Source organism: Pseudomonas acericola (SeqCode) (genome assembly GCF_053456465.1).
Map to the genome: position 1 here is coordinate 826,434 of NZ_JBRFJB010000002.1, position 24,727 is coordinate 851,160.

Sequence of the window (24,727 nt, forward strand, 5' to 3'; positions counted from 1 at the left end):
GCATGAAGCGATTGGCCGGACTTTCCGCACTTGCCTTGATTATCTCCAGCACCAGTGGCTGCGGTTGGATCTGGGGCCCGGAAGGCTACTTCCGTGACCGCGGCAGCGATTACCTGGAAGCACAAGCAACCAAACCGATGCAACTGCCGCCGGACGTCAACGTCGCCAAGCGCCTTGACCCGTTGCTGCCGATCCCGCGTAACGTTGCCGATGACACCACCAAGGGTGAGTACGTCGTGCCACGTCCACAGCCGATCTCGGCCGTAGCGGATGCCAGCGACTACAGCCTGCAAAAAAGCGGTGATTCGCGCTGGATCGTGGCTCAGCGTCCACCTGCCGAAGTCTGGCCGGTGGCCGTGCAGTTCTTCCAGGACAACGGTTTCCGCATCGACCAGCAGCGCCCTCAGACCGGCGAGTTCACCACGGCATGGCAGCAGGGCAGCGAACTGTCCGCCACCATGGCCAAGCGCCTGCAAGCCGGTGGTGTAGCCGCCGACAGCGAAGCCCGTGTGCGTGTGCGCATCGAGCCAGGCGTGCAGCGTAATACCAGTGAAGTCTATGTAGTCAGCGCCGAGCGTCCTGCCGGCAGCACCGCCAACGTTGATTTCACCAACCGTTCGGTCAACACCGGTGTCGACTCGGCATTGGTTGACGAGATGCTGGCCAGCATGAGCCGTATCTCCGAGAAGGGCGGTTCGGTTTCCCTGCTCGCCGCGCGTGACTACGACACCCCAAGCCGTGTCAGCCTCACCGAAGACGGCAGCGGCAACGTGGTGCTGAACCTCGGCGAAGACCTCGATCGTGCGTGGGCCAGCGTTGGTCGCGCCCTGGAGCAGGGCCCTTGGCGTGTTGAAGACATCAACCGCAGCCTGGGCTTGTACTACATCAACGTGGCTGAAAAGGCCGAGCGTAAAGATGAAGAGCCAGGTTTCTTCAGCAAATTGTTTGGCAGTGCGCCGACCAAAGAAGAGATCGAGACCCGTGCCGAGCGTTACCAGGTTCGTTTGAGCAAGGTTGGCGACAGCGTGCAAGTCACCGTCGAGAAGAACATCAACACCGTTGCGCCAGCTGAAACAGCGCGCAAAGTGTTGGGCGTGATTCAGGACAACCTGGGCTGATCCGATGCGTTTTTCCGTTCTCGGCAGCGGTAGCCAAGGGAACGGCACGCTGGTCGCACATGACGACACGTATGTGCTGGTGGATTGTGGTTTCTCCTTAAAAGAAACCGAGCGACGCCTGCTGCGCCTGGGGGTTCACCCCGCGCAGTTGAGCGCGATACTGGTGACCCACGAACATGCCGACCACGTGCATGGCGTGGGTTTGCTGTCTCGGCGCTACAATCTTCCGGTGTACCTCAGTCGCGGCACCTTGCGCGGGATGCGCAAACCCATAGAACCCGCAGGTTTCCTGGCCGGTGGCGAGCAACTGCAAATTGGTGCCTTGAGCGTCGATGTGATTGCCGTCGCCCACGATGCCCATGAACCGACGCAGTATGTATTCAGTGGCGGAGAGCGACGTTTCGGCGTGCTCACCGACCTGGGTTCCTACTGCTCCAAGGTACTGGACGGTTACCGCGACCTCGATGCGTTGATGATCGAGTCCAACCACTGCCGAGACCTGCTGGCGCGTGGTCATTACCCTCGCTTTCTCAAGCAACGGGTGGGCGGCGAACTGGGACATTTGAACAACCATCAGGCGGCGTACCTGGTGTACGAGCTGGGCTGGCAAGACCTGCAACACCTGGTCCTGGCCCACTTGAGCAGCAAGAACAACCTGCCGACGCTTGCCCGGCAATGTTTTGTCGACACCCTCGGGTGCGACCCGGACTGGCTGCAACTGGCCGATCAAGATTCAGGGCTCGACTGGCGACACATCGCCTAGCCCACCTCACTCAAAGCGGAGCCCATCATGGAAAAACGTGAAGAACTCTACCGCGGCAAAGCCAAGTCGGTGTACAAGACCGACGACGCCAACCGCCTGATCCTGCTGTTTCGCAACGACACCTCGGCGTTCGACGGCAAGCGCATCGAACAACTGGATCGCAAGGGCATGGTGAACAACAAGTTCAACGCCTTCATCATGCAGAAACTCGAAGAGGCCGGTATTCCGACCCAATTCGACAAACTGCTGGGCGACAACGAGTGCCTGGTGAAGAAGCTCGACATGATCCCGGTCGAATGCGTCGTGCGTAACTACGCCGCCGGCAGCCTGGTCAAGCGTCTGGGCGTGGAAGAGGGCCTCAAGCTCAATCCTTACACGTTCGAACTGTTCCTGAAGGACGACGCCAAGGGCGACCCATTCATCAACGAATCCCACGTCGTGGCCTTCGGCTGGGGCACCGCCGAGCAACTGGCGCGCATGAAGGAGTTGTCCCTCAAGGTCAACGACGTGCTGAACAAGCTGTTCGACGACGCCGGCCTGCTGCTGGTGGACTTCAAGCTTGAATTCGGCGTATTTCACGACGGCTCCATCGTCCTGGGCGACGAGTTCAGCCCGGACGGCTGCCGCCTGTGGGACAAGGACACCAAGAAGAAGATGGACAAAGACCGCTTCCGCCAGGGCCTCGGTGACGTCATCGAAGCTTACGAAGAAGTCGCCAATCGTCTCGGCGTACCGCTTTAATCGACGCAAGCATCTGATAGCACGGAAAAAAATCTCGTTTCGAGCTTTGCTTTCCTGAATCACGCTGTTATGATGCGCGCCGTTGGAGAGATGCCAGAGTGGCCGAATGGGACGGATTCGAAATCCGTTGTACCTTCACCGGTACCTAGGGTTCGAATCCCTATCTCTCCGCCATTACATAGAAAAAGCCCCGTAGCTGAATAAGCTACGGGGCTTTTTTGTTTTGGTGATTTTTGTAATTGGCCACCCATTGCATGACTAGCTCAAACGCTCTGCCGCCTTTTGATAAGCCTGATCACGCTCGCGCTTATCAACGGCCACCACTACCACCGTGATTTCCTGATCAATGACTTGATAGAGCAACCGGTAACCGCTGCTGCGCAGCTTGATCTTGTAGCAGTCCGGCAGCCCATGCAGGCGATTGGCTTCAATCCGTGGATTGTTCAGTATCTCCACTAACTTCTTCTTCAACTGCTGACGGATGGTGTTGCCGAGTTTCTGCCATTCCTTCAATGCGCGCGCATCAAAATCAAGGCTATAGGTCATCTATCGAAACCCTTACTCGTTGGGGGGATGCCAAACGTTCCCGCACGGTGGCCATCAAGGCTTCATCGTCTTCAGTCATGAGGACCGGCTTGAAAGGCAATTGACCGCGATCTGCCACGTATTGCAGGGCCTGGCGCATCAGTTCGGAAGGCGTGACGCCGAGTCTCTCAAGCTCCAGATAGGCGCGAGCTTTCAGGTCGTCGTCGATTCGAATGTTTATGGATGCCATGGAAGACTCCTCATGTAATGACGTTTGTCATTACATTGGATCAAGAGCGTCAGGGTTTCAAGTCTGATTCGACATATGGCGTCCACGTCTCCCCGCGCGAACCTACTTCTTACCCTTCGGCTTTTGGGGAGGTTTTTTATCCGTCTCCCTCACCGTCTCCCTCGGTCGTTTCTTTGCTTCACCCTCTGTCACGTACTCCCCTGTGACCGCATCACGATACTTCGTTGGCATATAAGCTCCTTATCAGCCTGCCGCCACGTCGGCGACCCTTTCAAGGCTAGTTCAGGCGCTTGGGCTTACACGCTCCATTGTGTGAGGGCTCATTACGAACATCTGCCAAATCCGTGATTGCCACAATGATGCTCCGGCCTAAAGCTGAAAAGCCTGCTGGGCTCAATGCCCAGCAGGCTTTTTAGTGGGTAACTTTCCGCTTAGGCCGGCTGAGCCACCAAGCTATTACTCACCTTGCGCCCCAACACCAATACCGTTACAAACCCCGCACCTACCAACACCGTGGCCAGGCTCAGCAGCACCGCGCTGCCCATCTGGTCGACGATGCGTCCGCCAAAGAACGAGCCCAAGGCAATAATCACCTGGAACAGGGCGACGAACAGCGGCATGCCGCGTTCGACGTCCTTGGGCGCGACCACAAACATCCAGATGCTGGCGCACGCCGGGAAGGCGCCGAAGGCGAAGCCCCAGAGCGCGATCAGCATCGCGGCGCCGGTCATGCCGGTGGCGAAGTGGGGGAACAGCGCCGTGCTGGTGCCGATCATCAGTGCCACCAGCAGCAAGGTGTTGCGCACGCTGCGATTGGCGGCGAAGCCAGCAAAGATATTGCCCAATACCCCGGCCACGCCGTAAAGCAGCAGCAGCGAGCCAATCGTTGGTCCATCGAAGCCGGCGCTCTGTTTGAAGAAAGGTGCGACGTAGGTGTAGGCGGCAAAGTGTGCCAGACCGATCAGCAATACTGCGATCAATCCAACCCGCGCTTGCGGGTTGATAAACAACGCTGGCAGGTCACTGACACGAATGGCCTTTTCCGGGGTGAGCCGAGGCAGCAGGAACACTTGCGCCAGCAGCACCGGTACGCCCACCAGCGCGGTGACCAGGAAAGTCATGCGCCAGCCCATCAGGCCGCTCAGCCAGGTGCCGACGGGCACGCCCAGTACGGTGGCCAGGGTCACGCCCATCATGATGATCGAGGTCGCCTTCGCAACGCCCACGCCCTTGGGCGCAAGGCGGCCGCTGAGGGCGATTGCCGTTGCCCAGAAGCCGCCGATACTGATGCCCAGCAGCACGCGTCCGAACAACAGCAAGTTGAAGTCGCTGGCGAAGGCCACGACCGAGTTGGCGACGATCATGATCAGCGTCAGGCTGATCAGCAGGTAGCGCCGGTCCATGGTGCCAATAAAAACCGACAGCAATGGCGCGGCGAGCGCGGCCATGATGCCGGGCAGGGTCACCATCAGGCCTGCATGGCCGGCGCTGATGCCGAGGTCGCTGGCGACGTCGTTGAGCACACCCACCGGTAGAAACTCACTGGTGACCAGGGCGAAGGCGCCCACGGCCACCGAGAGAATGGCCAGCCACTGCTGTTTGACGCTTTGTTGATTATGTTCGGGAAGGCCGCTGGGGGCCTGGCTGGCGCTTGGCATGGTGTTGGGGTTCCAAGGTGCATGTCGCCTGAAGCCAGGCGAGGGGAGGGAGTCAGGCGAGGATTATATGAATCGGTTGCAAATATCGAGCAGGCGCTCGTTTCGATAGTAATCATCAGTGCTATCGATGCGACGCGTCTGGCAGGCGCTCTGACTGGCATCAGGGCTTGCCCCTTGTACGCCTATGGCATCAAAGAAACTTCCCACACAAAGCATTCCCCTCATAGCTCTGCATGATCGGCCCCAGGAACATGAAAGGGCCGCATGCGTACAGGTAGGACGGAGGAGGTCGTGACTGGCAAACGGGCAGTTTCAGCGGCAATGGCAACCCCACCCAAAGCGTCATCCCACACCATTCGCGTTCAGCTTCTTTCGCGGTTGAATCCCGCTGATCTGAAACGGCCTCGTGTTTTTCATCAGGAAGTGAAAGTTGCGCACCGACACAGCCGGTCAGGCAGGCAATCAGTACGCAGGCGATTAGAGTTTTTTCCATTTCAAACCGACTTGTGGGGAATGTTTCGGCGTTCTCACTATTGTCGTTCGCCAGCGTCGCGATTTCAGCCGCCGTGATCTGCGTGGGGGCAGACGCTACTCAGGCGTCAGCTCCAACACCCGGCTTCTCCCGCCCTCAGCCACCAGATACGTCCCACGCCCGCTCGGCACAATCGACTGGGGGGCTTTGAGGAACGACAGAATGGTCTGCTGACGCCCCTGCTTATCAATCAGCAGCAACCGCGCCCGGTGCGTGGCATCTTCATTGATCCACAGCCCGCGTTCGTCGCACATCAGGAAGGTCGGCTGGTTCAAGTTGCTCAGCACCACCGGGTCGCTGCCGTCGGCGGTCAGTTCGCGCACCACACCTTTTTTCTTCTCGTTGTAGAGCAGGCGCCCGTCGGTGCAGCGCACGATGGCTTCGCCTTCCTGCACCTGGTCGCGCACCACGGTCAGCGACTGGTCGCTCCAGCGGTAGCGCAGCAGGCGCCCGGCCGGCTTGCGATCCTCGATGGCATAGAGGTCGTCGCCCTCAACCCATAAGCCTTGCACGCTGTCACCTTTGAACAGTTCGGTGACCACACCGTCCTTATAGAAACTGACGGGTAAGTCGTCGGACTCCTGGCTGAATAACCAACCGCCACGGGTTGGCACAATGCCGTCGGGTTTCGACAGGTTGGCCACCACCACCTCGCGCGAGCCGTCGGGGTGGATGCGCACGATGCTGCCCTTGCCCTTGTCGAGTTCCTGGCTGACCACCAGCGAACCGTCCGACAACGGCATCAGCGATGCCGCTTTCGCCACGTCGCGATGTACCACTTGCACGTTCCAACCGGCCGCCGCACTCACGGGGTAAAAGCTTTGCCAGGCGAAGAAACCGAGGGCGGCGATCACCGGGGCGCCTACGAGGTAGGCCCCGAGTCGCCAGAGACGCAATGGGTTTTTGTTATTGGATGGGGAGGTCATTGATCGCTCAGTCGATAGGGTTCGGCATGCAGACTACGCAGGTGAGGGTGTTTTTTAAATGCGCGTAGGCCTGTTGCCGTTACATTCGTACGATAATGTCCGGCACATCGACCTCACTGGCCCATCCTCGTGATCATCAACTTCGACCTCAACGACCTCCAAGCCTTCCGCGCCGTGGTGGACAAGGGCAGTTTTCGCGGCGCCGCCGAGGCCATCCGTATTTCGCAGCCAGCCCTCAGCCGGCGCATCGAAAAGCTTGAGTCCGCCCTCGACGTCAAGCTGTTCGAACGCACCACGCGGCGGGTCAGCCTGACCATGGTCGGCCGCGCGTTCCTGCCACAGGTGGAGCGCATGCTCGACGACCTCGACATCGCGCTGATGGGCATCAGCAACGTGGCCTCCACGCGCATGGGCAACGTCACCATCGCCTGTGTGCCGTCTACCGCGTACTACTTCATGCCCCACGTGATTTCCGAATTCCACAAGCTGTATCCGAAGATTCGCCTGCGGGTGTTGGATGCCAGTGCTGGTGAAGTGTGTAATGCAGTGGAAAGTGGCGAGGCGGATTTCGGCGTGAGTTTCAGCGGCAGCCTGGCCGACGAAGTGGAGTTCGAGCTGCTGTTGCAGGAGCGCTACGTGCTGGCCTGTCGCCGCGATCACCCATTGGCCGGGCGCGAGAGCGTGCCGTGGGCCGAAGCCTACGAGCACGACTACATCACCGTGGACAAGACCTCCGGCAACCGTTTCCTGCTGGATCAGGCGCTGCGTGGCGTGCGGGTGAAAAAACCGAGTATCTGCGAGACGCACCACGTGACCACCATGATCGGGCTGGTGGAGGCGGGGCTGGGGGTGGCGATGGTGCCATCGATTGCGATGCCGGCGAACGAGCACCCGATTCTGGTCAGCGTGCCGTTGGTGGAGCCGCAGGTGATGCGCAATGTGGGCTTGATCAAGCGCCGCGGGCGGACATTGCCGCCGGCGGCGCTGGAGTTGGAGCGGTTGGTGCGGGAGATGCCGTTTCGGTCAGCGTGACACCGAGTCCAATCCGGTGGCTTGCACCACCGGTTGCGCTGCGGGCGAGGCGAGGAATTGCAGCAGCGCCCTGGCCTCGGCCGGGTGTTCGGCGTTGACCGGAATGCCTGCCGCAAAGCGCGTCACCGATTGCACGTCTTCCGGGATTTTGCCTACGTAGGTCACTCCCGGCACCGGTAACAATTCCGCGACTTGTTGCAGACCGACTTCGTAGTCTCCCTTGGCCACCACGGAGGCCACCGGGATGCGTTCGATCATGTTGCCCTTGGCCGGCATGCCGAGTTTTTTGAACAACTCCTTCTCCACATACACGCCACTGGCACTGTCCGAATACGCCACGGACTTGGCCTGGCTGAGCACGGCCTTGAGTTCGGCATCGGTGCCGATCGCCGGTTTGGTCGCGCCGGCCTTCACCACCAGGCCGATGCGCGAGTCTGCCAGTTCCACGCGGGATGCCTTGTCGACCTTGCCCTGCTTGATTAAATCATCCAGGGCATAGCCGACCATGATCACCACGTCCGCATGTTCGCCACGGGCCAGGCGGTTGGGAATCGCTTCCGGCGCCTTGCCCATTGACGGGCCGAGGATGGTGTCCAGGGTGTCGCCGCTCTGCTGGGTGTATTGCGGGCCCAGTAGTTTATAGGCGGCGGTGAAGCCGCCGGAGGTCATCACCTTGAGTTCTTCGGCCTGGGCCGTCAGCGCCAACGCGCCAAGGGCCAAGGCCATCAGGGGCATGAGCTTCATTACGAAGCCTCCTGCATCACCTGCCCGCGAGTGTTGGCGCGACGATACAGGGCCAGGGTCGAACACAGGGCGCAGGCCGCCGCGAACATCATCCAGTAGGCCGGCGAGGCCTTGTCTTCGGTGATGTGGATGAACCAGGTGGAGATCGCCGGGGTGAAACCGCCAAAGATCGCGGTCGCCAGGCTATAGGCCAGGGAGAAGCCCGCCACGCGCACTTCCACCGGCATGATCTCGGTGAGCGCCGGGATCATCGCGCCGTTGTACATGCCATAGAGGAAGGAGAACCACAGCAGGGTTTCCAGCATATGGGCAAAGCTGGGGGCGTTGACGACGAAGGACAGCGCCGGATAAGCCGTCAGAACAGTCAGCGTCGTCATGGCGATCAGCACCGGCTTGCGCCCGAAGCGGTCGCTCAGGGTGCCGCCGATGGGCAGCCAGACAAAGTTCGACACGGCCACCAGCAAGGTCACCAGCAGCGCGTCGGAGGTGCTCAGTTGCAGCACGGTCTTGCCGAAGGTCGGTGCGTACACGGTGATCAGGTAGAACGCGGTGGTGGTCATCGCCACCATCAGCATGCCGCCGATGACCACGGTCCAGTTCTTCACCAGGGTGGCCAGCACTTCGCGCATGGTCGGGCGATGCTTGCGGTTGGCGAACTCTTCGGTTTCTTGCAGGTTACGTCGCAGCACAAAGATGAACGGAATGATCACGCAACCGACGGCAAACGGAATGCGCCAGCCCCAATCGGCCACCACGGCAGGTTCCATCCATACGTTCAGGCCATAACCCAGGGCGGCGGCGACCACGATGGAGATCTGTTGGCTGCCCGATTGCCAGCTGGTGTAGAAGCCTTTGCGGCCCGGGGTGGCCATTTCTGCCAGGTACACCGACACCCCGCCCAGTTCCGCACCGGCCGAGAAGCCTTGCAGCAGGCGGCCGAGCAGCACCAGCAACGGTGCCCACAAGCCAATGGTGTGATAACCCGGCACCAGCACGATCAGCAGCGTACCGCTGGCCATGATCGACAGGGTCACGATCAACCCTTTGCGGCGGCCGACGTCATCGATGTAGGCACCCAGAATGATCGCGCCCAACGGACGCATCAGGAAGCCTGCGCCGAACACGGCGAAGGTCATCATTAATGACGCAAACTCATTAGCGGCGGGGAAGAACGCGGCAGCGATGTAGGTGGCGTAGAAACCGAACAGGAAGAAGTCGAACTGTTCGAGGAAGTTACCCGAAGTAACGCGAAATACCGCGCCAACTTTCGAGCGGGCAGCGTCGGGCCGTGTAGGGCTAGTCATGGTTTTGTGTCTCCAGCGTTCTTTTTAAAGTGCTTGTTTCGCCTAAGACCTAGGATAGTGGCTGACACATTTAGAAATGATAAGTGACAAATTTGGATGGATTGATGCGTGATAGCTATCAATCGGCAAGTCCGTCGAAAATGCCGGCCCTGTTCTATGCTTGAAGGTGCGACCCATTCTTAAGGACAGGAGATGGACATGACTGACGAACAGAAACCACGGGAAGCGCCAAAGGGTGAGCAACCCCGGCGACGTGAGGAAGAAAAGCCACAGACCTGGAAGCATCCAGATGACGGTACAGAGCTCTCCGAACGGGACCAAGAGCGGCCGCTCAAGCCCTGATCCGTCAGGCAACGAAGGTCATACCTGTGGGAGCTGGCTTATGTGGGAGCGGGCTTGCCCGCGATGGCGGCGGGTCAGACACAAATGCATTGACTGACCCAGCGCCATCGCAGGCAAGCCAGCTCCCACAAAAGCGGCTCCCACATTTCAGCCTTGGATCGGCGTGCACAACTCGACGAGTGTCCCATCCGGGCAACGCACATAAGACACCACCTGCCCCCAAGGCTTGGCGCTCGGCGCCGACAATTCAGTCGCACCCTGCGCAAGAGCATTGGCATGGGCGACAAGCACATCTTCAGTCACAAACCCAACCTCCATGCCCAAGGGTTGTTTTGACCCATGCGCCTGCACATGCCCACCCTGGAAATTCATCTCGCCCAGCTCATGCGCGGCAAACGAAAGGGTGGTCTCACCGGTTTCCAGCTCACCGTACGTCCCCGATTCATGCAGGAAACGGCGACTGAAACCGAAGGCCTTTTCGAAGAATTCCAGGGAGGCAGCCACGTCGGGCACGTAGATGATGGTGTAGGCAAATTTCATGGTTGGCGGTCCTTGTTGGTAATGGGCAGATAGCAGCCCTGTTGATCCATCAGTTGCCTGCGGGCGTAGGGCTCCGAGGCGGCGGGGGGTACTTGGGTGGGTGTTGCGAATTGGGCCAGCGAGAGGCCCGTGTCGGCGTCGACGACATCAATCCGGCAGAGCCCCTCGTTGTCGAGGATTCCGCCTTTGAGCACGTAATGCCCATCAGCCGCAAACGCGGTGATGAACTCGATCACGCAGCCGCGACCCGCGCTCGCCGTGCCTTGCATTACCAGGTGCAGCGGCGTGTTGGCGGCAATCGCTTGATAGCCCGGCGGGCGAGGCGTGGCGTTGTACACGGAGAATAATTGGCTTTCCTTGCCCCGACCCGCTTGCCGCCCCAGACGGCAGCCGGTGTCGGTAGAGAGGCTCACAGCCAGCAAGTTGTTGTAGCTGTTCGGCGTGTACAGCTCGCTTTTGATCTGCGCTCGCGGGCCTTGTGCCGGGGGCGAATACAGCTGATACGGCGCGCAGCCGGCCAACAACAGCAGCGAGGCAAGGCAGAGGGTTGTTTTTATCACAGCAGGACATCCATTCCAGAAGCAGACAAAAAGGGACTACACCAGCAACGACGTCGGAAACCCCGCCGCCAGTACTACAAAGGCGATCACCGCCGCCAGGCACAAACCGACGAACACGCGCAGCAGCGTCCTCACGGTGGGATTGGCGATGAAGTGGACAACCCAGATACAGAACCCGGCCACGACAATGGCCAAGGCGATAATGACCAGCACGATGGTGTTCCTGTGACCCTGGAAAGCTGATTTATAGTCCCAAAGCCCTCCGATGAACAGTGTGCACATAGACGCAGCCCCACGGGCTTTCTAAACTGCGGCTTGTCTTGGGGAAGGGGCAGGCGCCGATGAATCGCAATGAATTACGCAAGGCCGATATCAACCTGATGGTGGTCTTCGAAGCACTGATGCTGGAGCGCAACGTCACACGGGTCGCGGAGAAGCTGTTTCTCGGCCAGCCCACCATCAGTTCGGCGCTCAACCGCCTGCGCACCTTGTTCAACGACCCGCTGTTCATTCGCGTCGGCCACCGCATGGAACCCACGGCGCGTGCCGAGGAAATCATCCAGCACCTGTCGCCCGCCCTGGATTCGTTGTCGTCGGCGCTGAGCCTGACCCACGATTTCGACCCGTCCATCAGCACCATGACCTTTCGCATCGGCCTGTCCGATGATGTCGAGTTTGGCCTGTTGCCACCCTTGCTGCGCAGCTTGCGCCGGGAAGCGCCAAACGTGGTGTTCGTGGTGCAGCATGTGGACTACTGGCGCATTCCCGACCTGCTCGCGTCCGGCGACATCACCGTGGGCATCACCCAGACCCGTGGCCTGCCGGCGAATGCCAAGCGCAAGCTGTTGCGCCATATCCTCCCGCGCATCCTGCGTGCCGACGCGTCCGACACACCGCTGACCCTCGATGAATATTGCTCACGCCCCCATGTGCTGGTGTCCCACACCGCCAACGTGTCGGGGTTTGCCGATGAGTGGCTGGCGGAAATCGGCCGCAAGCGCCAGGTGGTGTTGTCGGTGCCGCAATACAGCGCGTTGCCGGCGCTGCTGGCCGGCACCGACCTGATCGCCAGCCTGCCGGACTACACCGCCGAGGCCATGGCCGTGTCGGGCCACCTGTTTTGTGAGCCGTTTCCGTTCGAAACGCCGACCCTGGATTTGTCCATGGTCTGGCTCAGCCATGTGGACACCGACCCGGCCGAGCGCTGGGTGCGCTCGCGGTTGGAAGCGTTTATGAGTGATCGAGGCCAGGCAACCCAAGCCTGAGGGTTTTATCCGTGATATATCTAGGAATCTTCCTACGTTTGTCTCGGAGTCACCCATGCCACACCTGCACCTGGAATACACCGCCAACCTGACGCAACTGGATACCGACAAGGCTCTGTTGCGCCTGAACCATGCGCTGGTGGCCTCCGGTCAGTTCGGTGCCGAGTTCGATATCAAAAGCCGCGCCATCAAGATCGACAGTTTCCGTGTGGGCACCGGCCTGAACGAGCGTGGGTTTGTCGCGGTGCGCCTGGCGTTGCTCAGCGGGCGCTCGCCGCAGATCAAGAAACAACTGTCGGAAAGCCTGCTGGCGGTGCTGCAAGACCTCGGCGCCTGGCCGGAAGGCGTGCAAGTGCAACTGAGCGTCGAAGTGCGGGATATGGATCGCGACACCTACAGCAAAGTCGCCATCGGCTGACCCACACACCTGTGGCGAGGGAGCTTGCTCCCGCTGGGCTGCGCAGCGGCCCCAAGATTTTGGGAGCGCTTCGCACTCCAGCGGGAGCAAGCTCCCTCGCCACAGGAGGTTACAGCAAGCCCTGGTCGGCGCAGACTTTTACGACCTGCTCCCTGAACCAGGTATTGGCACTGTCCTGTTCACTGGTTTCATTCCACTGCATGTCCAGGGTAAACCCCGGCAACCCGTTGGGCGCTTCGCAATGGCCAAACACGCTGGCCGGTGCCAGCAGTTTTTGCACGCGGCGCGGCAGGGTCACGATGAAGTCCGTGCCGGTGATCATCTTCAGCGCCGCGCCGTAGCTGTTGGCGCGGGCGATCACTTGGCGCTTGTGGGCCTGGCGCCCCAACCAGCCGTCGATCATGTTGGTGTCGGAGGTCCACGGCGTGGGGAACACATGGCGCCGTTCGACGAAGGATTGCAGGCTGAACGCGGGCTCCCTCGGCGCTGAGCGCTTGTCGAACACGCACACCAGGTCGTCCTCCAGCAGCATCTGCGTCTTGAAGTCTTTATGGGCGCGATGAAAGTTCGGGCCGAAGCAGATCACCAGGTCCAGGCGGCCTTCGCGCAGGTCGTCGGCGGGGATGTCGGTTTCCAGCTTCTGCACATTGACGATCACCGGCAGGTCGGCGCGGTCGAAGGTCTTCAGCAGGCGCGGCAGGATCAACTGTTCGAAGTATTCCGGCGCGCACACATTGAAGGTCACCGCCTTTTGCGTCGGGTCGAACGCCTGGCCACCGGCGTGGCACAGGTTGATGCTTTCGAGGATCTTCTGCACATGGCCATACATGCTGGTGGCCTTGTACGTCGGACGCATGCCCGCCCGCGTGTTGATAAACAGCTCATCTTCAAAACTGGTGCGCAGTTTCTTCAGGCTGTAGCTCACGGTGGACTGGCTGACGAACAACGTTTCGGACACGTCGGTAACGCTGCTCTGGTCGTAGACGGCGATAAACACCATCAGGTCCTGCATATCGAGCTTTCTGAGCAAGTTACTGTTTAACATCGGTTTCGTCCGTAAACCCGTTGTACCGAACTCAGTACAAGACAGCGCAAAAGCTTAACGGAACGGCCGTGCCATTAGAAAGCTCTGTAGGGCGATTCTATGTTTGGCGTGGGACAAATACTGTTAGCAACACGACCTCAGCGGATATGCCGTGCGTAATGCTGGGGATTGAAGCGCGTGACGATCAGCAGCATCACCACCACCACTGCGGTCAGCGCCCACCAGGCCCACTCGAAGCTGCCCAACTGGTCACGGATCATCCCCGCGATCAGTGGTGACAAGCCCGCGATCAGATAGCCGATACCTTGCACAAAGGCCGTGAGGCCACCGGCGCGGCGCGGGTTGTCGAGGTGGTCGAGGGACAGGATCAGGCTCATCGGGAACAGGCCGCCAATGCCCAGGCCCAGCAGGCAAGGCCACAACAGGCTGAGGTATTGCGGGCTGAGGATCAAGCCGCAGAAGCCGAGGATGATCAGCACCAGCAGCACCGCGACCACCCCGCGTTTATCCTGGCGCCGGTTGGCGATGGCCGGGGTGACCAAGCCGGAGACCACTTCCATCGCGGTCAAAAAGCCCAGCAGCAAGCCGGCGTTCTGTTCACTCCAGCCTTGCTCCACGTAGTACGGCGCCAGCCAGGCGAGTACGCAGGTGTAGGACGCTGTACCGAGACCAAAAAAGATCGCCAGCAACCAGGCGCGACGGTTGCCGAAAAACGATTCCTGCCGGGTGGAACCGGCCTGCGGCAACGGCGGCAATGCCGCGCGCTGGGCGTACCAGAACACCAGCGCCAACCCGGCGAGCACGGCCCACACCGCCAGGCCGATACGCCAACTGCCGGTCTGCACCTGCACGAATGGCGCGAACGATGCCGCCAACGCCGCGCCGCCCATAATAGCGGTCACGTACAACCCCATGAACAGCGAAACATTGTCGCTGAACCGCGACTTGATCAGCGCCGGCATCAACGCTTGGATCAAGGCAATCCCGACCCCGGCGGCAATCGCGCTGACGATCAACTCCAGCGCCGAATCCAGAAACAACCGCGACAGCGTCGCCAAGCCGATCACCACCAGCGACAGCACAATGCTGCGATGCTCACCGAGGCGCCTGGCCACGGCCATGCCGAAAAACATCGCCAGCCCCATGGCCATCACCGGCAACATGGTCAGCAAGGCCGCACTGCTGAAACTCAACGGCACATCGCCGCGAATCGACGACAACAACGGGCCCACGGCCGCCATCGACGGGCGCAGGTTAAGGGCGACCAGCACCACGCTGATCATCAGCCAAACGGCGGTGGTGGGTTTTGCCTGAACGTTTTCCATGGGCCTGCCTTGAATGAGCGAGGGCGAATCAGGCCACGGGCGGGGCAGGGGGGCAAATGAGAAAGTCGCAGGGGCTATCTAAAAATTGCAGACCAGATGACACACCACAACTCCAGCTCCCACATTTGTTCCTCATTTCACAGGGGGATTTTCGGTGTTAGATGGACCGAATCACATGCTTGACCTCCTGAAACGCCGCCAACCCCCACGGCCCCAGCTCGCGCCCGATGCTGCTCTGCTTGTAACCGCCCCATGCCGTCTGCGGGAAGATCACCTGCGGCGCGTTGATCCACACCAGCCCGGCCTGCAAGGCGTTGGCCACGCGCTCGGCGGTGTCGGCATCGGCGCTGACCACACTGGCCACCAGGCCGAAATCGCTGTCGTTGGCGAAGGCAATCGCCTCGTCCTCAGTGGCAAAACGTCTGACACACAACACCGGGCCGAAGATCTCTTCGTTCCACAACGCACTGTCCAGCGGCACCTCGGTGAACACCGTTGGCCGGATGAAAAAGCCCTTGGCCAGATCCGCCGGACGCTCACCGCCACACAACAACCGCGCGCCATCCTCGATGCCACGCTGGATATGCCCGAGCACCCGCTGGTACTGAGCGCGGTTGATCAGCGCGCCCATTTCCACGTCGTCGCTAAACGGATCAGCCACACGGATGCCTTCAGCGCGCAACTGCAAGCGGCGTAGGAATTCGTCCGCCAAATTGTCAGCCACCAGCACGCGACTGGTCGCCGAACAGATCTGCCCGGCGTTGAAAAAGCCACCGCCACACGCCAGTTCCACGGCCAGGTCGAGGTCGGCATCCGACAGCACCAGCAGCGACGATTTACCACCCAATTCCAGGCTCACGCCCTTGATGGTTTCCGCCGCGCGCTGCATCACCTGCACGCCCACCGCATTGCTGCCGGTGAAAGAAATTTTCGCCACCCGAGGGTCCGCCGCCAGCGGTGCGCCCACCGCCAAACCGGTGCCGCACACCAGGTTGAACACGCCCGCCGGCAGGCCCGCGTCGGCGATAATTCGCGCCAGTTGCAGCTCGGCCAGCGGCGTGACTTCCGACGGTTTGAGCACCACGCAGCAACCGGCGGCGAGGGCCGGGGCGAGTTTCCAGGCGGTGGTCACCATCGGGAAATTCCACGGCACGATCAGCCCGACCACGCCGCAAGGTTCACGGCGCAGACGTGCGCTGAAATCCGCGCTGGGCAGTTCCACTGGGCGGTTTTGCCCGGCGTCCATGCCCTCGGCAACAGCGGCGTAGTACTCGAACGTGGCGATCACGTCGTCCACATCGATGCCCGCTTCGAACAGCGGCTTGCCGTTGTTGCTCGACTGCAGGTGCATCAGCTGTTCACGCTGCGCGCCCACGCCCTCGGCGATCTTGCGCAACAGCGCGCCGCGATCACGGCCGGTGCTTTTCGACCACTCGGTAAACGCGTCGCTGGCGGCATCCACCGCCAGTGTCACCGCTGCGGCGTCGCCCACGCTGACGTGCGCCAACAGTGCTTCGGTGGCCGGGTTGATCACCTCCAGCACTTGTTTGCCTTCACGCCACTCACCGTTGATATACACACCGTTCATTGCGCCACCTCCTGCATCCAAATTGTTTGGTCGATTTCAATCAGCGTCGGCCCTTGGCGATCCGTCGCGGCACGCAAGGCGCTGCGCAAATGTTCGATGCCTTGGATGCGTTCGGCGGCGCAACCGAGTGCCTTGGCCACGCCGATAAAGTCCGGGGTGTAGATGTCCACGCCGACGGGTTCGATCGCGCGGTTGAGCATGTATTTCTTGATCTCTTCGTAGCCCTGGTTATTCCACAGCAGCACGATGATCGGCGTACGCGCTTCCACGGCGCTGGCCAGTTCCGGCAGGGTGAATTGCAGGCCGCCGTCGCCGATCAGGCACACCACCGGTTGCCCGTCGCCACGCCCCAGCCAGGCGCCGATGGCGGCGGGCAACGCGTAGCCCAAGGTGCCGTAGCCGGTGGACGAGTTGAACCAGCGGCGTGGGTGGTCGAGGTTGAGCGTCAGGTTGGCGCTGTACACCGGTTGGGTGGAGTCGCCGACGATGACGGCGGCGGGCAGTTCTTGCAGGACGGTGTCGAGGAACAGGGTCTGCGCGAGGGTGGCGGCGTCCCAGGTGGGCGCCAGTTCGGCCCACAGTTGTGCGGCGCGTTGTGCGCCCCAGTTGGCGTCGCGCGGGGCCAGTGGCTGGCGGTTCAGTTCGCTCAGCAGCGCCTCGGCGGCGATCTGCGCGTCGGCCACCAACGCCACCTGCGGCGGGTAGTTGCGCACGGTCTGGTCGGCGTCGATATCGATGCGCAGCAAGGCGCCGGGGATCTTGAAACCGCCGGCGAAGGTGACGTCATAGTCGGTCTCGGCCAGCTCGGTGCCGATGGCCAGCACCACGTCCGCTTCGGCCACCAGGGCGCGGGTGGCGACCAGGGTTTGGGTCGAGCCGATCAGCAGCGGATGGGTCGACGGCAGCAGGCCTTTGGCGTTGATGGTCAGCGCGACGGGCGCGCCAAGCGCTTCTGCAAGCCGGGTCAACTCGGGCGCCGCATCGATGGCGCCGCCACCGGCCAAAATCAATGGCCGCTTGGCCGCCGCCAGCAACTGGCTCATCTGCTTCACCGCCGACGGAGCGGCCCCTGCACGGGCCACGCTGACCGGTTCGCTGCCCAGCAGGGCATCAGCATTTTCCACCAGCACATCCAGCGGAATCTCGATGTGCACCGGTCGTGGCCGCCCGGCCTGGAACAATGCGAATGCCCGCGCCAGCACGCCGGGCAACTCCGCCGCCGACATTAATGTATGGGAGAACGCCGCGACACCGGCCATCATCGCGCCCTGGTTCGGCAGCTCATGCAACTTGCCCCGCCCGCCGCCCAGTTGGCTGCGCGATTGCACGCTGGAAATCACCAGCATCGGGATCGAGTCGGCATAGGCCTGGCCCATGGCCGTGGTGATATTGGTCATGCCTGGGCCGGTGATGATGAAACACACGCCCGGTTTGCCGCTGGTGCGCGCGTAGCCGTCGGCCATAAAGCCGGCGCCCTGTTCGTGGCGCGGGGTGACGTGACGGATGCCTGAGCGGGCCAGGCCGCGATACAACTCCACGGTGTGCACGCCGGGGATGCCAAACACCTGGTCCACGCCGTAGCCTTCGAGGAGGTTGACCAATACTTCGCCGCAGGTCGCCATTGAGGTCGCTCTTGTTATGGATTCGAGGCGGTATTGGAGCGGCTGGCCGGTAGCGGCAACAATCGATAAAAAGTCATACTAGCCATGTCCTCACGTCATGGCTGAACCGCGATGAAACGCCTTCCACCACTGCCCGCGCTGCACACATTCTGGGTCACCGCCCAGTGCTGCAACTTCACCCGCGCCGCCGAGCAACTGCATATCACCCAAGGTGCGGTGAGCCGGCAAATCGCCGGGCTGGAAAGCCACTTGGGCTACGCGCTGTTCCAACGCCAGGCGCGCGGCTTGAGCCTCACCGACGAAGGCCGCGAGTGGTCGCTGCGCGCGCAGCAGGTCTTCGGCCTGATCGGTGACGCCGTGGAGCAGATCGGCCGTCGCCGCCAGACCCTGCAACTCAAGGCCTCCACCTGCGTGATGCGCTGGCTGTTGCCGCGCCTGATGCAATGGCAAAAAGAACGCCCGGACGTACCGGTGGAACTCACCACCACCGTGGCCTACAGCGTGGATTTTCGCCGCGAACAATTCGACGCGGCGCTGATCTACGCGCCCATCGCCGAGCAACCGGGCGAGGCGCGGCATTTGTTCGATGAGCAACTCACACCGGTCTGCGCGCCCGCACTGCTCGGCGACTTGCACCGCCCGTTGGATTTGCAGCAACAGGTGCTGCTGCACCCTACGCGAGACGAGCGGGATTGGGCGCTGTGGCTGAAAGCCGCGAACACGCACCTGAGCAACCTGGCCCAGGGGCATCATTTTGAAACCCTGGATCTGGCGATGACGGTGGCGTCCCAAGGCTCGGGCGTGGCGATTGGCGACAGTGCGCTGATTGGCGAGGATGTGAAGGCGGGGCGGTTGGTGATGCCGTTTGCGCTGCGGGTGCCGACGGGGATGGGGTATTACCTGGTGTATCCGCCGGGGACGGCGCCGTCGGAGGGGCTTGAGGCTTTGATGGATTGGTTGGTCAGCCAGGCACAACTTTCACAACACTGAGCATCCAAATGTGGGAGCTGGCTTGCCTGCGATAGCGGCCTGTCAGTCAACACAGAGGCAGCTGACCCACCGCCATCGCAGGCAAGCCAGCTCCCACAGTTTTGATCCAGTTGTGTCAGTAGCCCACGGTGAAGCGCTGGCGCGAGTGCTTCGGCGATTCCACTTCATCGATCAACGCAATCGCATAGTCCGCAAAACTGATCCAGCTGCGACCTTCACTGCTCACCAGTAAATCATCCTGGCCCACGCGGAATTGACCCGTGCGTTCGGTCTCCACAAACTCCGCCGACGGCGACAGGAAGGTCCAATCCAGTTCCTTCTCTTGACGCAGCGCCGCGAGGAAATCAGCGCCCGCACTGGCTTCAGCCTTGTACTCAGCAGGAAAGCCCGGGCTGTCAATCACGCGGCTGCCATCCGGCAGCAGCAGCGAACCCGCGCCGCCCACCACCAGCAGGCGTTTCACCCCGGCTTTTTTCACCGGGCCGATCACGGCGCTGGCGGGCAGGGTGGCGAAATGTGCGGCGCTGATTACCACATCGTTGCCGCTGACCGCGTGTTGCAGGGCCTCGGCGTCCAGCGCGTCGACCTGTTTGACGGTGACGCCCGGGCGTGCGGCGAGCTTGTCGGTATTACGCGCAATGGCGGTGACGGTATGCCCACGACGCAGCGCTTCTTCCAGCAGTTGGCTACCGGCACGGCCGGTGGCACCAATGATTGCAATCTTGCTCATGACGTTCTCCAGTTCGTTAAGGGTTTAAAACCATTCACCACTTCATTTCGCCCTTGGCGACTTTGGCGCTGAGTTCCAGCGAGCTTTCGTCGGCGAGGGTCGGGTAACGCTTTTTCATGGCCGCGATCAGGGCCGCGGAATCCTTGGCCTTGGCGGTCTCGATGTCGAAGGCCTTGATGTAGTCGGCGGTAAACGCCACGGATTTCAGCGTCGGTGCGCCGAGGTAGTGGCCCGGGATCACGGTCTTTGGTTTCAGCTGTTGGATGCGTTGCAGTGTTGCCAGCCAGTCTTTATGGGATTGCGCGCTCTGGGTGTCGGCCATCCACAGGTGGATGTTCTCGGCGACGACCACGCCACCGACCACGGCCTTGATCGACGGAATCCACACAAAGCTGCGGTCCGGCTGCGCGCCGTCGAGGCCGATGACCTCCAGTTGCTGGCCTTCGAGTGTCAGGCTGTGGCCTGGCAGCACGTCCGGCACGATGGTTTTAGCTGGCTTGTCGGCGCCCATTTTCGGGCCCCAGAATTCCAGTTTTCCGGCGACGGTGGCCTTGATGTGATCGACCACCGGTTGTGGCGCCAGCACCTTGGCGTCGGGGAACGCGGCGGTGAGGGTGTCGAGGCCGAAGTAGTAGTCCGGGTCGCCGTGGCTGATGTAGATGGTGGTCAGGTGCTTGCCGCTGGCGCGGATCTTCTGCACCAGCTGTTCGGCCTGGGCCTTGCCGAATTGCGCGTCCACCAGGATCGCGTCTTTCGCGCCGCTGACCAGCACCGAGCTGACCGGGAAGATCGCGGCTTCGCCCGGGTTGTACACGTCTAGGGTCAGGTCGGCCGCGGCCGCATGGGCGGCGAAGGCGAGGGCGGCGGTGGCCAGGGTCAAGCGTTTGAGGGTGGACAGCATCGGGCAGCTCCAGCAGTCGATTCAAAGGATGCACAGAGCTTAGTTGCACCAAACGCAACTAAAAATGCGATGCTGGGACATAGTTTGTTTCTAAAATCGGGCAGATCATGGATCGTCTTCAAGCAATGCGCGTGTTTGTCACCGTGGTGGACCTGGGCAGCCAGTCCGCCGCCGCCGATCATCTGGACCTGTCGCGCCCGGTGGTCTCGCGCTACCTGGCGGAGTTGGAAGACTGGGTCGGCGCGCGCCTGCTGCACCGCACCACGCGCAAGCTCAGCCTGACCGCCGCCGGTAGCGAAACCCTGCCGCGTTGCCGGCAACTGCTGGAGCTGAGTGGCGACATGCAGGCCGCCGTCAGCGAGCCCGACGACGCGCCCCGTGGCCTGTTGCGCCTGAGCGTGAGCACCTCGTTCGGCCAGGCGCAGTTGGCCGACGCGATCGCCGAATACGTGCAGCGCTACCCGCTGGTGACGGTGGACATGCAAATGCTCGACCGCACGGTGAACCTGGTGGATGAACGGATCGACCTGGCCATTCGCACCAGCACGGACCTGGACCCTAACCTGATCGCCCGGCGCCTGACCGTCTGTCGTTCGGTGGTGTGCGCCAGCCCGGCGTACCTGCGCGAGCATCCGGCGCCGCAGAAAGTCGAAGACCTCGCGCGGCACAACTGCCTCACCCACTCCTATTTCGGCAAAAGCCTGTGGCATTTCGAAGAGGGCGGTGAGCACGTATCGGTGCCGGTGCACGGCAATATCACCGCCAACGAGGCCAGCACCCTGCTACGCGTGACACTGGCCGGGGCGGGTGTCGGCATGCTGCCCAGTTATCAAGCGGGCGATCACATCCGCCGTGGCGAACTGGTGCGCCTGCTGCCCGAGGCCGAGCCTCGGCAGATGAACATCTACGCGGTGTACGCCTCGCGCAAGCACATGCCGTCGGCGTTGCGCAGCCTGTTGGATTTTCTGGTGGAGAGGTTTCCGCAGACGCCTGCGTGGGACGTCGGCCTCTGAGCCAATATAAACAGATTGAATAGGGGCCAATAATGGCAACTCGCCCTGGCTGGCCTATGCTTTAAACAGCACCTTGTAGTCCCGCTCAGAGGTCTGTGCCATGAGCATTAAAACCAGAAAGTACCTGATGATTTTCTCCCTCTGCGCGGTTGCCAGTGCGCTTTACGGCACTGCCGCCTACCGCGTCGAGCAAACCCGCATGCAGCCGAGCTTTGCGATCAGCTGTCATCAGGACCAATGTGTTCCGCATACCGGCAGTTTCAGCGCGTTGCGCTAAAACCAGGGTAATGCAGCACTCCATACTGTGGGAGCGGGCTTGCCCGCGATTGCGGTGTGCCAGTCAAAGCTGCTCCAACTGAACCACCGCTATCGCGGGCAAGCCCGCTCCCACATAGGCCTGTTTCACCTGTTAGATTTGCGTTGCTTCGGCCTTCAGCTGCTCACGAAACGCCTTCGGCGAAAACCCCACCCGTCGGCGAAACAACCGCGAGAAGTTGGTCGGGTCCGAGAACCCCAACACCTCGGACATCTCATTAATACTCATGCTGGTGTAAGTCAGCAGGCGCTTGGCCTCCAGCAACTGGCGGTCATGCATGATCTGCAACGCCGGTTGCCCGCCCAATTCCCGACACGTGCCGTTCAGGTGTGAGACCGAGATCCCCAGCTTGTGGGCCAGGTCCTCGATCTTCGGGTGCTCGCGGTAATGCTGCTCCACCAGTTGGGTAAAACGCCGGAAATACTCACGCCCGCGTGGCGCCCGTGGATGGCGGCGCTGGATCGCCTGGCGGCTGATCCACACCAGCAGCACGCTGACCAGGGCGTGCATCATCATGTCCCGCGCCGGTTGTTCATCGGCGTATTCGTCCTGCAGACGGGCGAACTGGTGGTTGAGGTAATCGCTGTCCTTGCCCGCCGGATAATTGCCCAGCGCGTGCAGGCCATCTACCGCGCCCCCCAGTTGTGCCTGCAAGTGGCTGACCAGCGGCGACGCCAGTGTCACCACGTAGCCCTCGACGTCTTCGGCAAACCGAAACCCATGCACGCACAACGGCGGCAGCACTTGCAGTGTCGCTTCGTTGATCGTGGTGCGCTGGCCTTCGATTTCCAGGTGCGCCTGGCCTTTATGTACGTACAACAACTGGCACAGATCCGCGTGCCGGTGGGGCTGGATTTCCCACTGGTATTCCCGACTGCGCCGGGAAATGGTTTCGCAGTGCAACAAATCGGGGGTCGGCCATTGCTGATCCTCCCCGTAAAGCTTGAAGACCGGAATCGCGGTTTTGGTCATGGTTTCAATCCGATACCCAGGAGAGTGGTGCGGTAATCGCCCCAATTGGCAAAAAGCGCAGGCTTTGGCTCAGTTTTCACCTTCTTATACCGGCTACTCAAGTGAAAAATGTCAGCCACAAGACCAATGACAACGCGTTCACTCAATCCGTTCGAGTGGAATCTACAGGCGATAAGAATAATGAAAACCCTGAAAACCCAAGTCGCCATCATTGGCGCCGGCCCCTCCGGGCTGTTGCTCGGCCAACTGCTGCACAATGCCGGGATCCAGACCCTGATTGTCGAGCGCCAGAGCGCCGATTACGTGCAAGGCCGCATCCGCGCCGGGGTGCTGGAACAAGGCATGGTCGACCTGCTGCGTGAAGCGGGCGTGAGCCAGCGCATGGACCGTGAAGGGCTGGTGCACGATGGTTTTGAACTGGCCCTGAACGGCCAACTGACCCACATCGACCTCAAGGCCTTGACCGGCGGCCAGTCGGTGATGATCTACGGCCAGACCGAAGTCACCCGCGACCTGATGCACGCCCGCACCGCAGCAGGTGCCAGCACCCTCTACGAAGCGCACAACGTGCAGCCCCATGATGTGAAAAGTGATCGGCCGTGGCTGACCTTCGAACATCAGGGCGAAGCCTTTCGCCTGGAGTGCGACTACATCGCCGGTTGCGATGGATTCCACGGCATTGCCCGTCAGTCGATTCCGAAGGAATCTCTGAAAATCTTCGAACGCGTATACCCCTTCGGCTGGCTCGGCATCCTCGCCGACACCCCGCCGGTGCACGCTGAACTGGTCTACGCCAAGCACCCGCGCGGCTTTGCCCTGTGCAGCATGCGTTCGCCGACCCGCAGCCGTTATTACCTGCAAGTGCCGGTGGAGGAGCCGCTGGATGAATGGTCGGACGCACGCTTCTGGGACGAACTGAAAACCCGCCTGCCCGGCGAATTGGCCGAGCAGCTGGTGACCGGGGCGTCCATCGAGAAAAGCATCGCGCCGTTGCGCAGTTTCGTGGTGGAACCGATGCAGTACGGGCGCCTGTTCCTGCTCGGCGATGCCGCGCACATCGTGCCGCCCACCGGGGCCAAGGGCTTGAACCTGGCGGCGAGTGATGTGAGCACTTTGTATCGCATCTTGCTCAAGGTGTATGGGGAGGGGCGCGTGGACCTGCTGGAGAAATACTCGGCGATCTGCCTGCGGCGGGTGTGGAAGGCCGAGCGGTTTTCCTGGTGGATGACTTCGATGTTGCATCAGTTTCCCGAGGCGGATGGGTTTAGCCAACGGATTGCCGAGAGTGAGTTGGAGTACTTCATTCATTCCGAGGCCGGGCGTAGGACCATTGCCGAGAATTATGTCGGACTGCCCTACGAGGCCATCGAATAACCAACACTGCAACTGTAGGAACCGGCCCATGTGGGAGCTGGCTTGCCTGCGATAGCGGTGCATCAGCCAAGGAAGTGCAAGCTGACTCACCGCCATCGCAGGCAAGCCAGCTCCCACAGTTTTTGACTGTATT

At 61.3% G+C, this 24,727-nt stretch carries 27 protein-coding genes and 1 tRNA gene; 11 read left to right on the forward strand and 17 right to left on the reverse strand.

Annotation, left to right across the window (positions count from 1 at the left end; translation table 11 throughout):
* Positions 1–2: 2 nt before the first annotated feature.
* The 4 genes from bamC to ACU688_RS09910 all read left to right on the forward strand — a co-directional run bounded on the left by bamC (position 3) and on the right by ACU688_RS09910 (position 2,796).
* Positions 3–1,118, forward strand: coding sequence for an NlpB/DapX family lipoprotein (gene bamC / locus ACU688_RS09895; RefSeq protein ID WP_448184557.1), 1,116 nt, complete (start codon positions 3–5; stop codon positions 1,116–1,118).
* Between the two features lie 4 nt (positions 1,119–1,122).
* Positions 1,123–1,881, forward strand: coding sequence for an MBL fold metallo-hydrolase (locus ACU688_RS09900; RefSeq protein WP_448184558.1), 759 nt, complete (start codon positions 1,123–1,125; stop codon positions 1,879–1,881).
* A gap of 27 nt (positions 1,882–1,908) precedes the next feature.
* Positions 1,909–2,622, forward strand: coding sequence for a phosphoribosylaminoimidazolesuccinocarboxamide synthase (purC, locus tag ACU688_RS09905; RefSeq protein WP_017736329.1), 714 nt, complete (start codon positions 1,909–1,911; stop codon positions 2,620–2,622).
* Between the two features lie 84 nt (positions 2,623–2,706).
* A tRNA-Ser gene (locus ACU688_RS09910) sits at positions 2,707–2,796 on the forward strand.
* 84 nt (positions 2,797–2,880) lie between these two features.
* On the opposite strand, the gene ACU688_RS09915 is transcribed toward ACU688_RS09910, so the two are convergent.
* The 5 genes from ACU688_RS09915 to ACU688_RS09935 all read right to left on the reverse strand — a co-directional run bounded on the left by ACU688_RS09915 (position 2,881) and on the right by ACU688_RS09935 (position 6,513).
* Positions 2,881–3,168 (reverse strand): type II toxin-antitoxin system RelE family toxin, encoded by a 288-nt coding sequence (locus ACU688_RS09915; protein ID WP_448184559.1) that lies wholly within the window; start codon positions 3,166–3,168, stop codon positions 2,881–2,883.
* Positions 3,158–3,397 (reverse strand): type II toxin-antitoxin system RelB/DinJ family antitoxin, encoded by a 240-nt coding sequence (locus ACU688_RS09920; protein ID WP_124525834.1) that lies wholly within the window; start codon positions 3,395–3,397, stop codon positions 3,158–3,160. Before ACU688_RS09920 ends, ACU688_RS09915 begins: the two co-directional genes overlap by 11 nt.
* 431 nt (positions 3,398–3,828) lie before the next feature.
* Complete coding sequence (locus tag ACU688_RS09925; protein ID WP_257780283.1) at positions 3,829–5,055, reverse strand: MFS transporter; 1,227 nt, start codon at positions 5,053–5,055, stop codon at positions 3,829–3,831.
* A 190-nt stretch (positions 5,056–5,245) separates the two neighbouring features.
* Positions 5,246–5,548, reverse strand: coding sequence for a hypothetical protein (locus tag ACU688_RS09930; RefSeq protein WP_448184560.1), 303 nt, complete (start codon positions 5,546–5,548; stop codon positions 5,246–5,248).
* Between the two features lie 95 nt (positions 5,549–5,643).
* Entirely contained in the window at positions 5,644–6,513 is an 870-nt protein-coding gene (locus ACU688_RS09935; protein WP_448184561.1) for an SMP-30/gluconolactonase/LRE family protein, read from the reverse strand.
* Between the two features lie 129 nt (positions 6,514–6,642).
* Between ACU688_RS09935 and ACU688_RS09940 the strand changes: the two genes are divergently transcribed.
* Positions 6,643–7,545 (forward strand): LysR family transcriptional regulator, encoded by a 903-nt coding sequence (locus tag ACU688_RS09940; protein WP_017736319.1) that lies wholly within the window; start codon positions 6,643–6,645, stop codon positions 7,543–7,545.
* On the opposite strand, the gene ACU688_RS09945 is transcribed toward ACU688_RS09940, so the two are convergent.
* The 5 genes from ACU688_RS09945 to ACU688_RS09965 form a co-directional block, all read right to left on the reverse strand.
* Entirely contained in the window at positions 7,537–8,289 is a 753-nt protein-coding gene (locus tag ACU688_RS09945) for a substrate-binding domain-containing protein (protein WP_448184562.1), read from the reverse strand. The genes ACU688_RS09940 and ACU688_RS09945 overlap by 9 nt on opposite strands.
* Positions 8,289–9,593, reverse strand: a complete 1,305-nt coding sequence (locus ACU688_RS09950; RefSeq protein ID WP_448184563.1) for an MFS transporter — start codon at positions 9,591–9,593, stop codon at positions 8,289–8,291. Before ACU688_RS09950 ends, ACU688_RS09945 begins: the two co-directional genes overlap by 1 nt.
* Before the next feature lie 489 nt (positions 9,594–10,082).
* Complete coding sequence (locus ACU688_RS09955) at positions 10,083–10,475, reverse strand: VOC family protein (protein WP_448184564.1); 393 nt, start codon at positions 10,473–10,475, stop codon at positions 10,083–10,085.
* Positions 10,472–11,035 carry a hypothetical protein gene (locus ACU688_RS09960; protein ID WP_448184565.1) on the reverse strand — a complete coding sequence of 188 codons (564 nt, stop codon included), beginning with the start codon at positions 11,033–11,035 and terminating at the stop codon, positions 10,472–10,474. The genes ACU688_RS09955 and ACU688_RS09960 overlap by 4 nt, the downstream gene beginning before the upstream one ends.
* Positions 11,036–11,071: 36 nt before the next feature.
* A complete protein-coding gene (locus ACU688_RS09965) occupies positions 11,072–11,248 on the reverse strand; it encodes a hypothetical protein (RefSeq protein ID WP_448184566.1) in 177 nt (58 codons plus the stop codon).
* 128 nt (positions 11,249–11,376) lie between these two features.
* On the opposite strand from ACU688_RS09965, the gene ACU688_RS09970 reads away from it, so the two are divergent.
* On the forward strand, positions 11,377–12,300 hold the full coding sequence (locus ACU688_RS09970) for a LysR substrate-binding domain-containing protein (protein WP_124525826.1): 924 nt from the start codon (positions 11,377–11,379) through the stop codon (positions 12,298–12,300).
* Between the two features lie 55 nt (positions 12,301–12,355).
* Complete coding sequence (locus ACU688_RS09975) at positions 12,356–12,718, forward strand: 5-carboxymethyl-2-hydroxymuconate Delta-isomerase (RefSeq protein WP_448184567.1); 363 nt, start codon at positions 12,356–12,358, stop codon at positions 12,716–12,718.
* Positions 12,719–12,827: 109 nt separating this feature from the next.
* Here the strand turns inward: ACU688_RS09975 and ACU688_RS09980 are convergent, their stop codons facing one another.
* From ACU688_RS09980 to ACU688_RS09995, 4 genes are all read right to left on the reverse strand, one after another.
* A complete protein-coding gene (locus ACU688_RS09980) occupies positions 12,828–13,763 on the reverse strand; it encodes a LysR family transcriptional regulator (protein WP_032864824.1) in 936 nt (311 codons plus the stop codon).
* A gap of 137 nt (positions 13,764–13,900) precedes the next feature.
* A complete protein-coding gene (locus tag ACU688_RS09985; protein ID WP_448184568.1) occupies positions 13,901–15,088 on the reverse strand; it encodes a cyanate transporter in 1,188 nt (395 codons plus the stop codon).
* A 157-nt stretch (positions 15,089–15,245) separates the two neighbouring features.
* Positions 15,246–16,676, reverse strand: coding sequence for an aldehyde dehydrogenase family protein (locus ACU688_RS09990; RefSeq protein ID WP_448184569.1), 1,431 nt, complete (start codon positions 16,674–16,676; stop codon positions 15,246–15,248).
* Entirely contained in the window at positions 16,673–18,298 is a 1,626-nt protein-coding gene (locus ACU688_RS09995; RefSeq protein ID WP_448184570.1) for a 5-guanidino-2-oxopentanoate decarboxylase, read from the reverse strand. Before ACU688_RS09995 ends, ACU688_RS09990 begins: the two co-directional genes overlap by 4 nt.
* 111 nt (positions 18,299–18,409) lie before the next feature.
* Here ACU688_RS09995 and ACU688_RS10000 point away from each other — a divergent pair, with 111 nt between their 5' ends.
* Positions 18,410–19,288, forward strand: a complete 879-nt coding sequence (locus ACU688_RS10000; RefSeq protein ID WP_448184571.1) for a LysR substrate-binding domain-containing protein — start codon at positions 18,410–18,412, stop codon at positions 19,286–19,288.
* A 115-nt stretch (positions 19,289–19,403) separates the two neighbouring features.
* Here the strand turns inward: ACU688_RS10000 and ACU688_RS10005 are convergent, their stop codons facing one another.
* Complete coding sequence (locus ACU688_RS10005) at positions 19,404–20,018, reverse strand: NAD(P)-dependent oxidoreductase (protein WP_448184572.1); 615 nt, start codon at positions 20,016–20,018, stop codon at positions 19,404–19,406.
* A gap of 34 nt (positions 20,019–20,052) precedes the next feature.
* Positions 20,053–20,919: an MBL fold metallo-hydrolase gene (locus ACU688_RS10010; protein WP_448184573.1), complete on the reverse strand. Its 867-nt coding sequence runs from the start codon at positions 20,917–20,919 to the stop codon at positions 20,053–20,055.
* Between the two features lie 107 nt (positions 20,920–21,026).
* On the opposite strand from ACU688_RS10010, the gene ACU688_RS10015 reads away from it, so the two are divergent.
* Together ACU688_RS10015 and ACU688_RS10020 are read left to right on the forward strand one after the other, a co-directional pair.
* Entirely contained in the window at positions 21,027–21,932 is a 906-nt protein-coding gene (locus ACU688_RS10015; protein WP_448184574.1) for a LysR family transcriptional regulator, read from the forward strand.
* Between the two features lie 100 nt (positions 21,933–22,032).
* Positions 22,033–22,209, forward strand: a complete 177-nt coding sequence (locus tag ACU688_RS10020) for a hypothetical protein (protein WP_177325328.1) — start codon at positions 22,033–22,035, stop codon at positions 22,207–22,209.
* Positions 22,210–22,341: 132 nt separating this feature from the next.
* Here the strand turns inward: ACU688_RS10020 and ACU688_RS10025 are convergent, their stop codons facing one another.
* On the reverse strand, positions 22,342–23,220 hold the full coding sequence (locus ACU688_RS10025) for a helix-turn-helix domain-containing protein (RefSeq protein WP_448184575.1): 879 nt from the start codon (positions 23,218–23,220) through the stop codon (positions 22,342–22,344).
* A 189-nt stretch (positions 23,221–23,409) separates the two neighbouring features.
* Between ACU688_RS10025 and pobA the strand changes: the two genes are divergently transcribed.
* Entirely contained in the window at positions 23,410–24,594 is a 1,185-nt protein-coding gene (gene pobA / locus ACU688_RS10030; RefSeq protein ID WP_448184859.1) for a 4-hydroxybenzoate 3-monooxygenase, read from the forward strand.
* Positions 24,595–24,727: the final 133 nt, after the last annotated feature.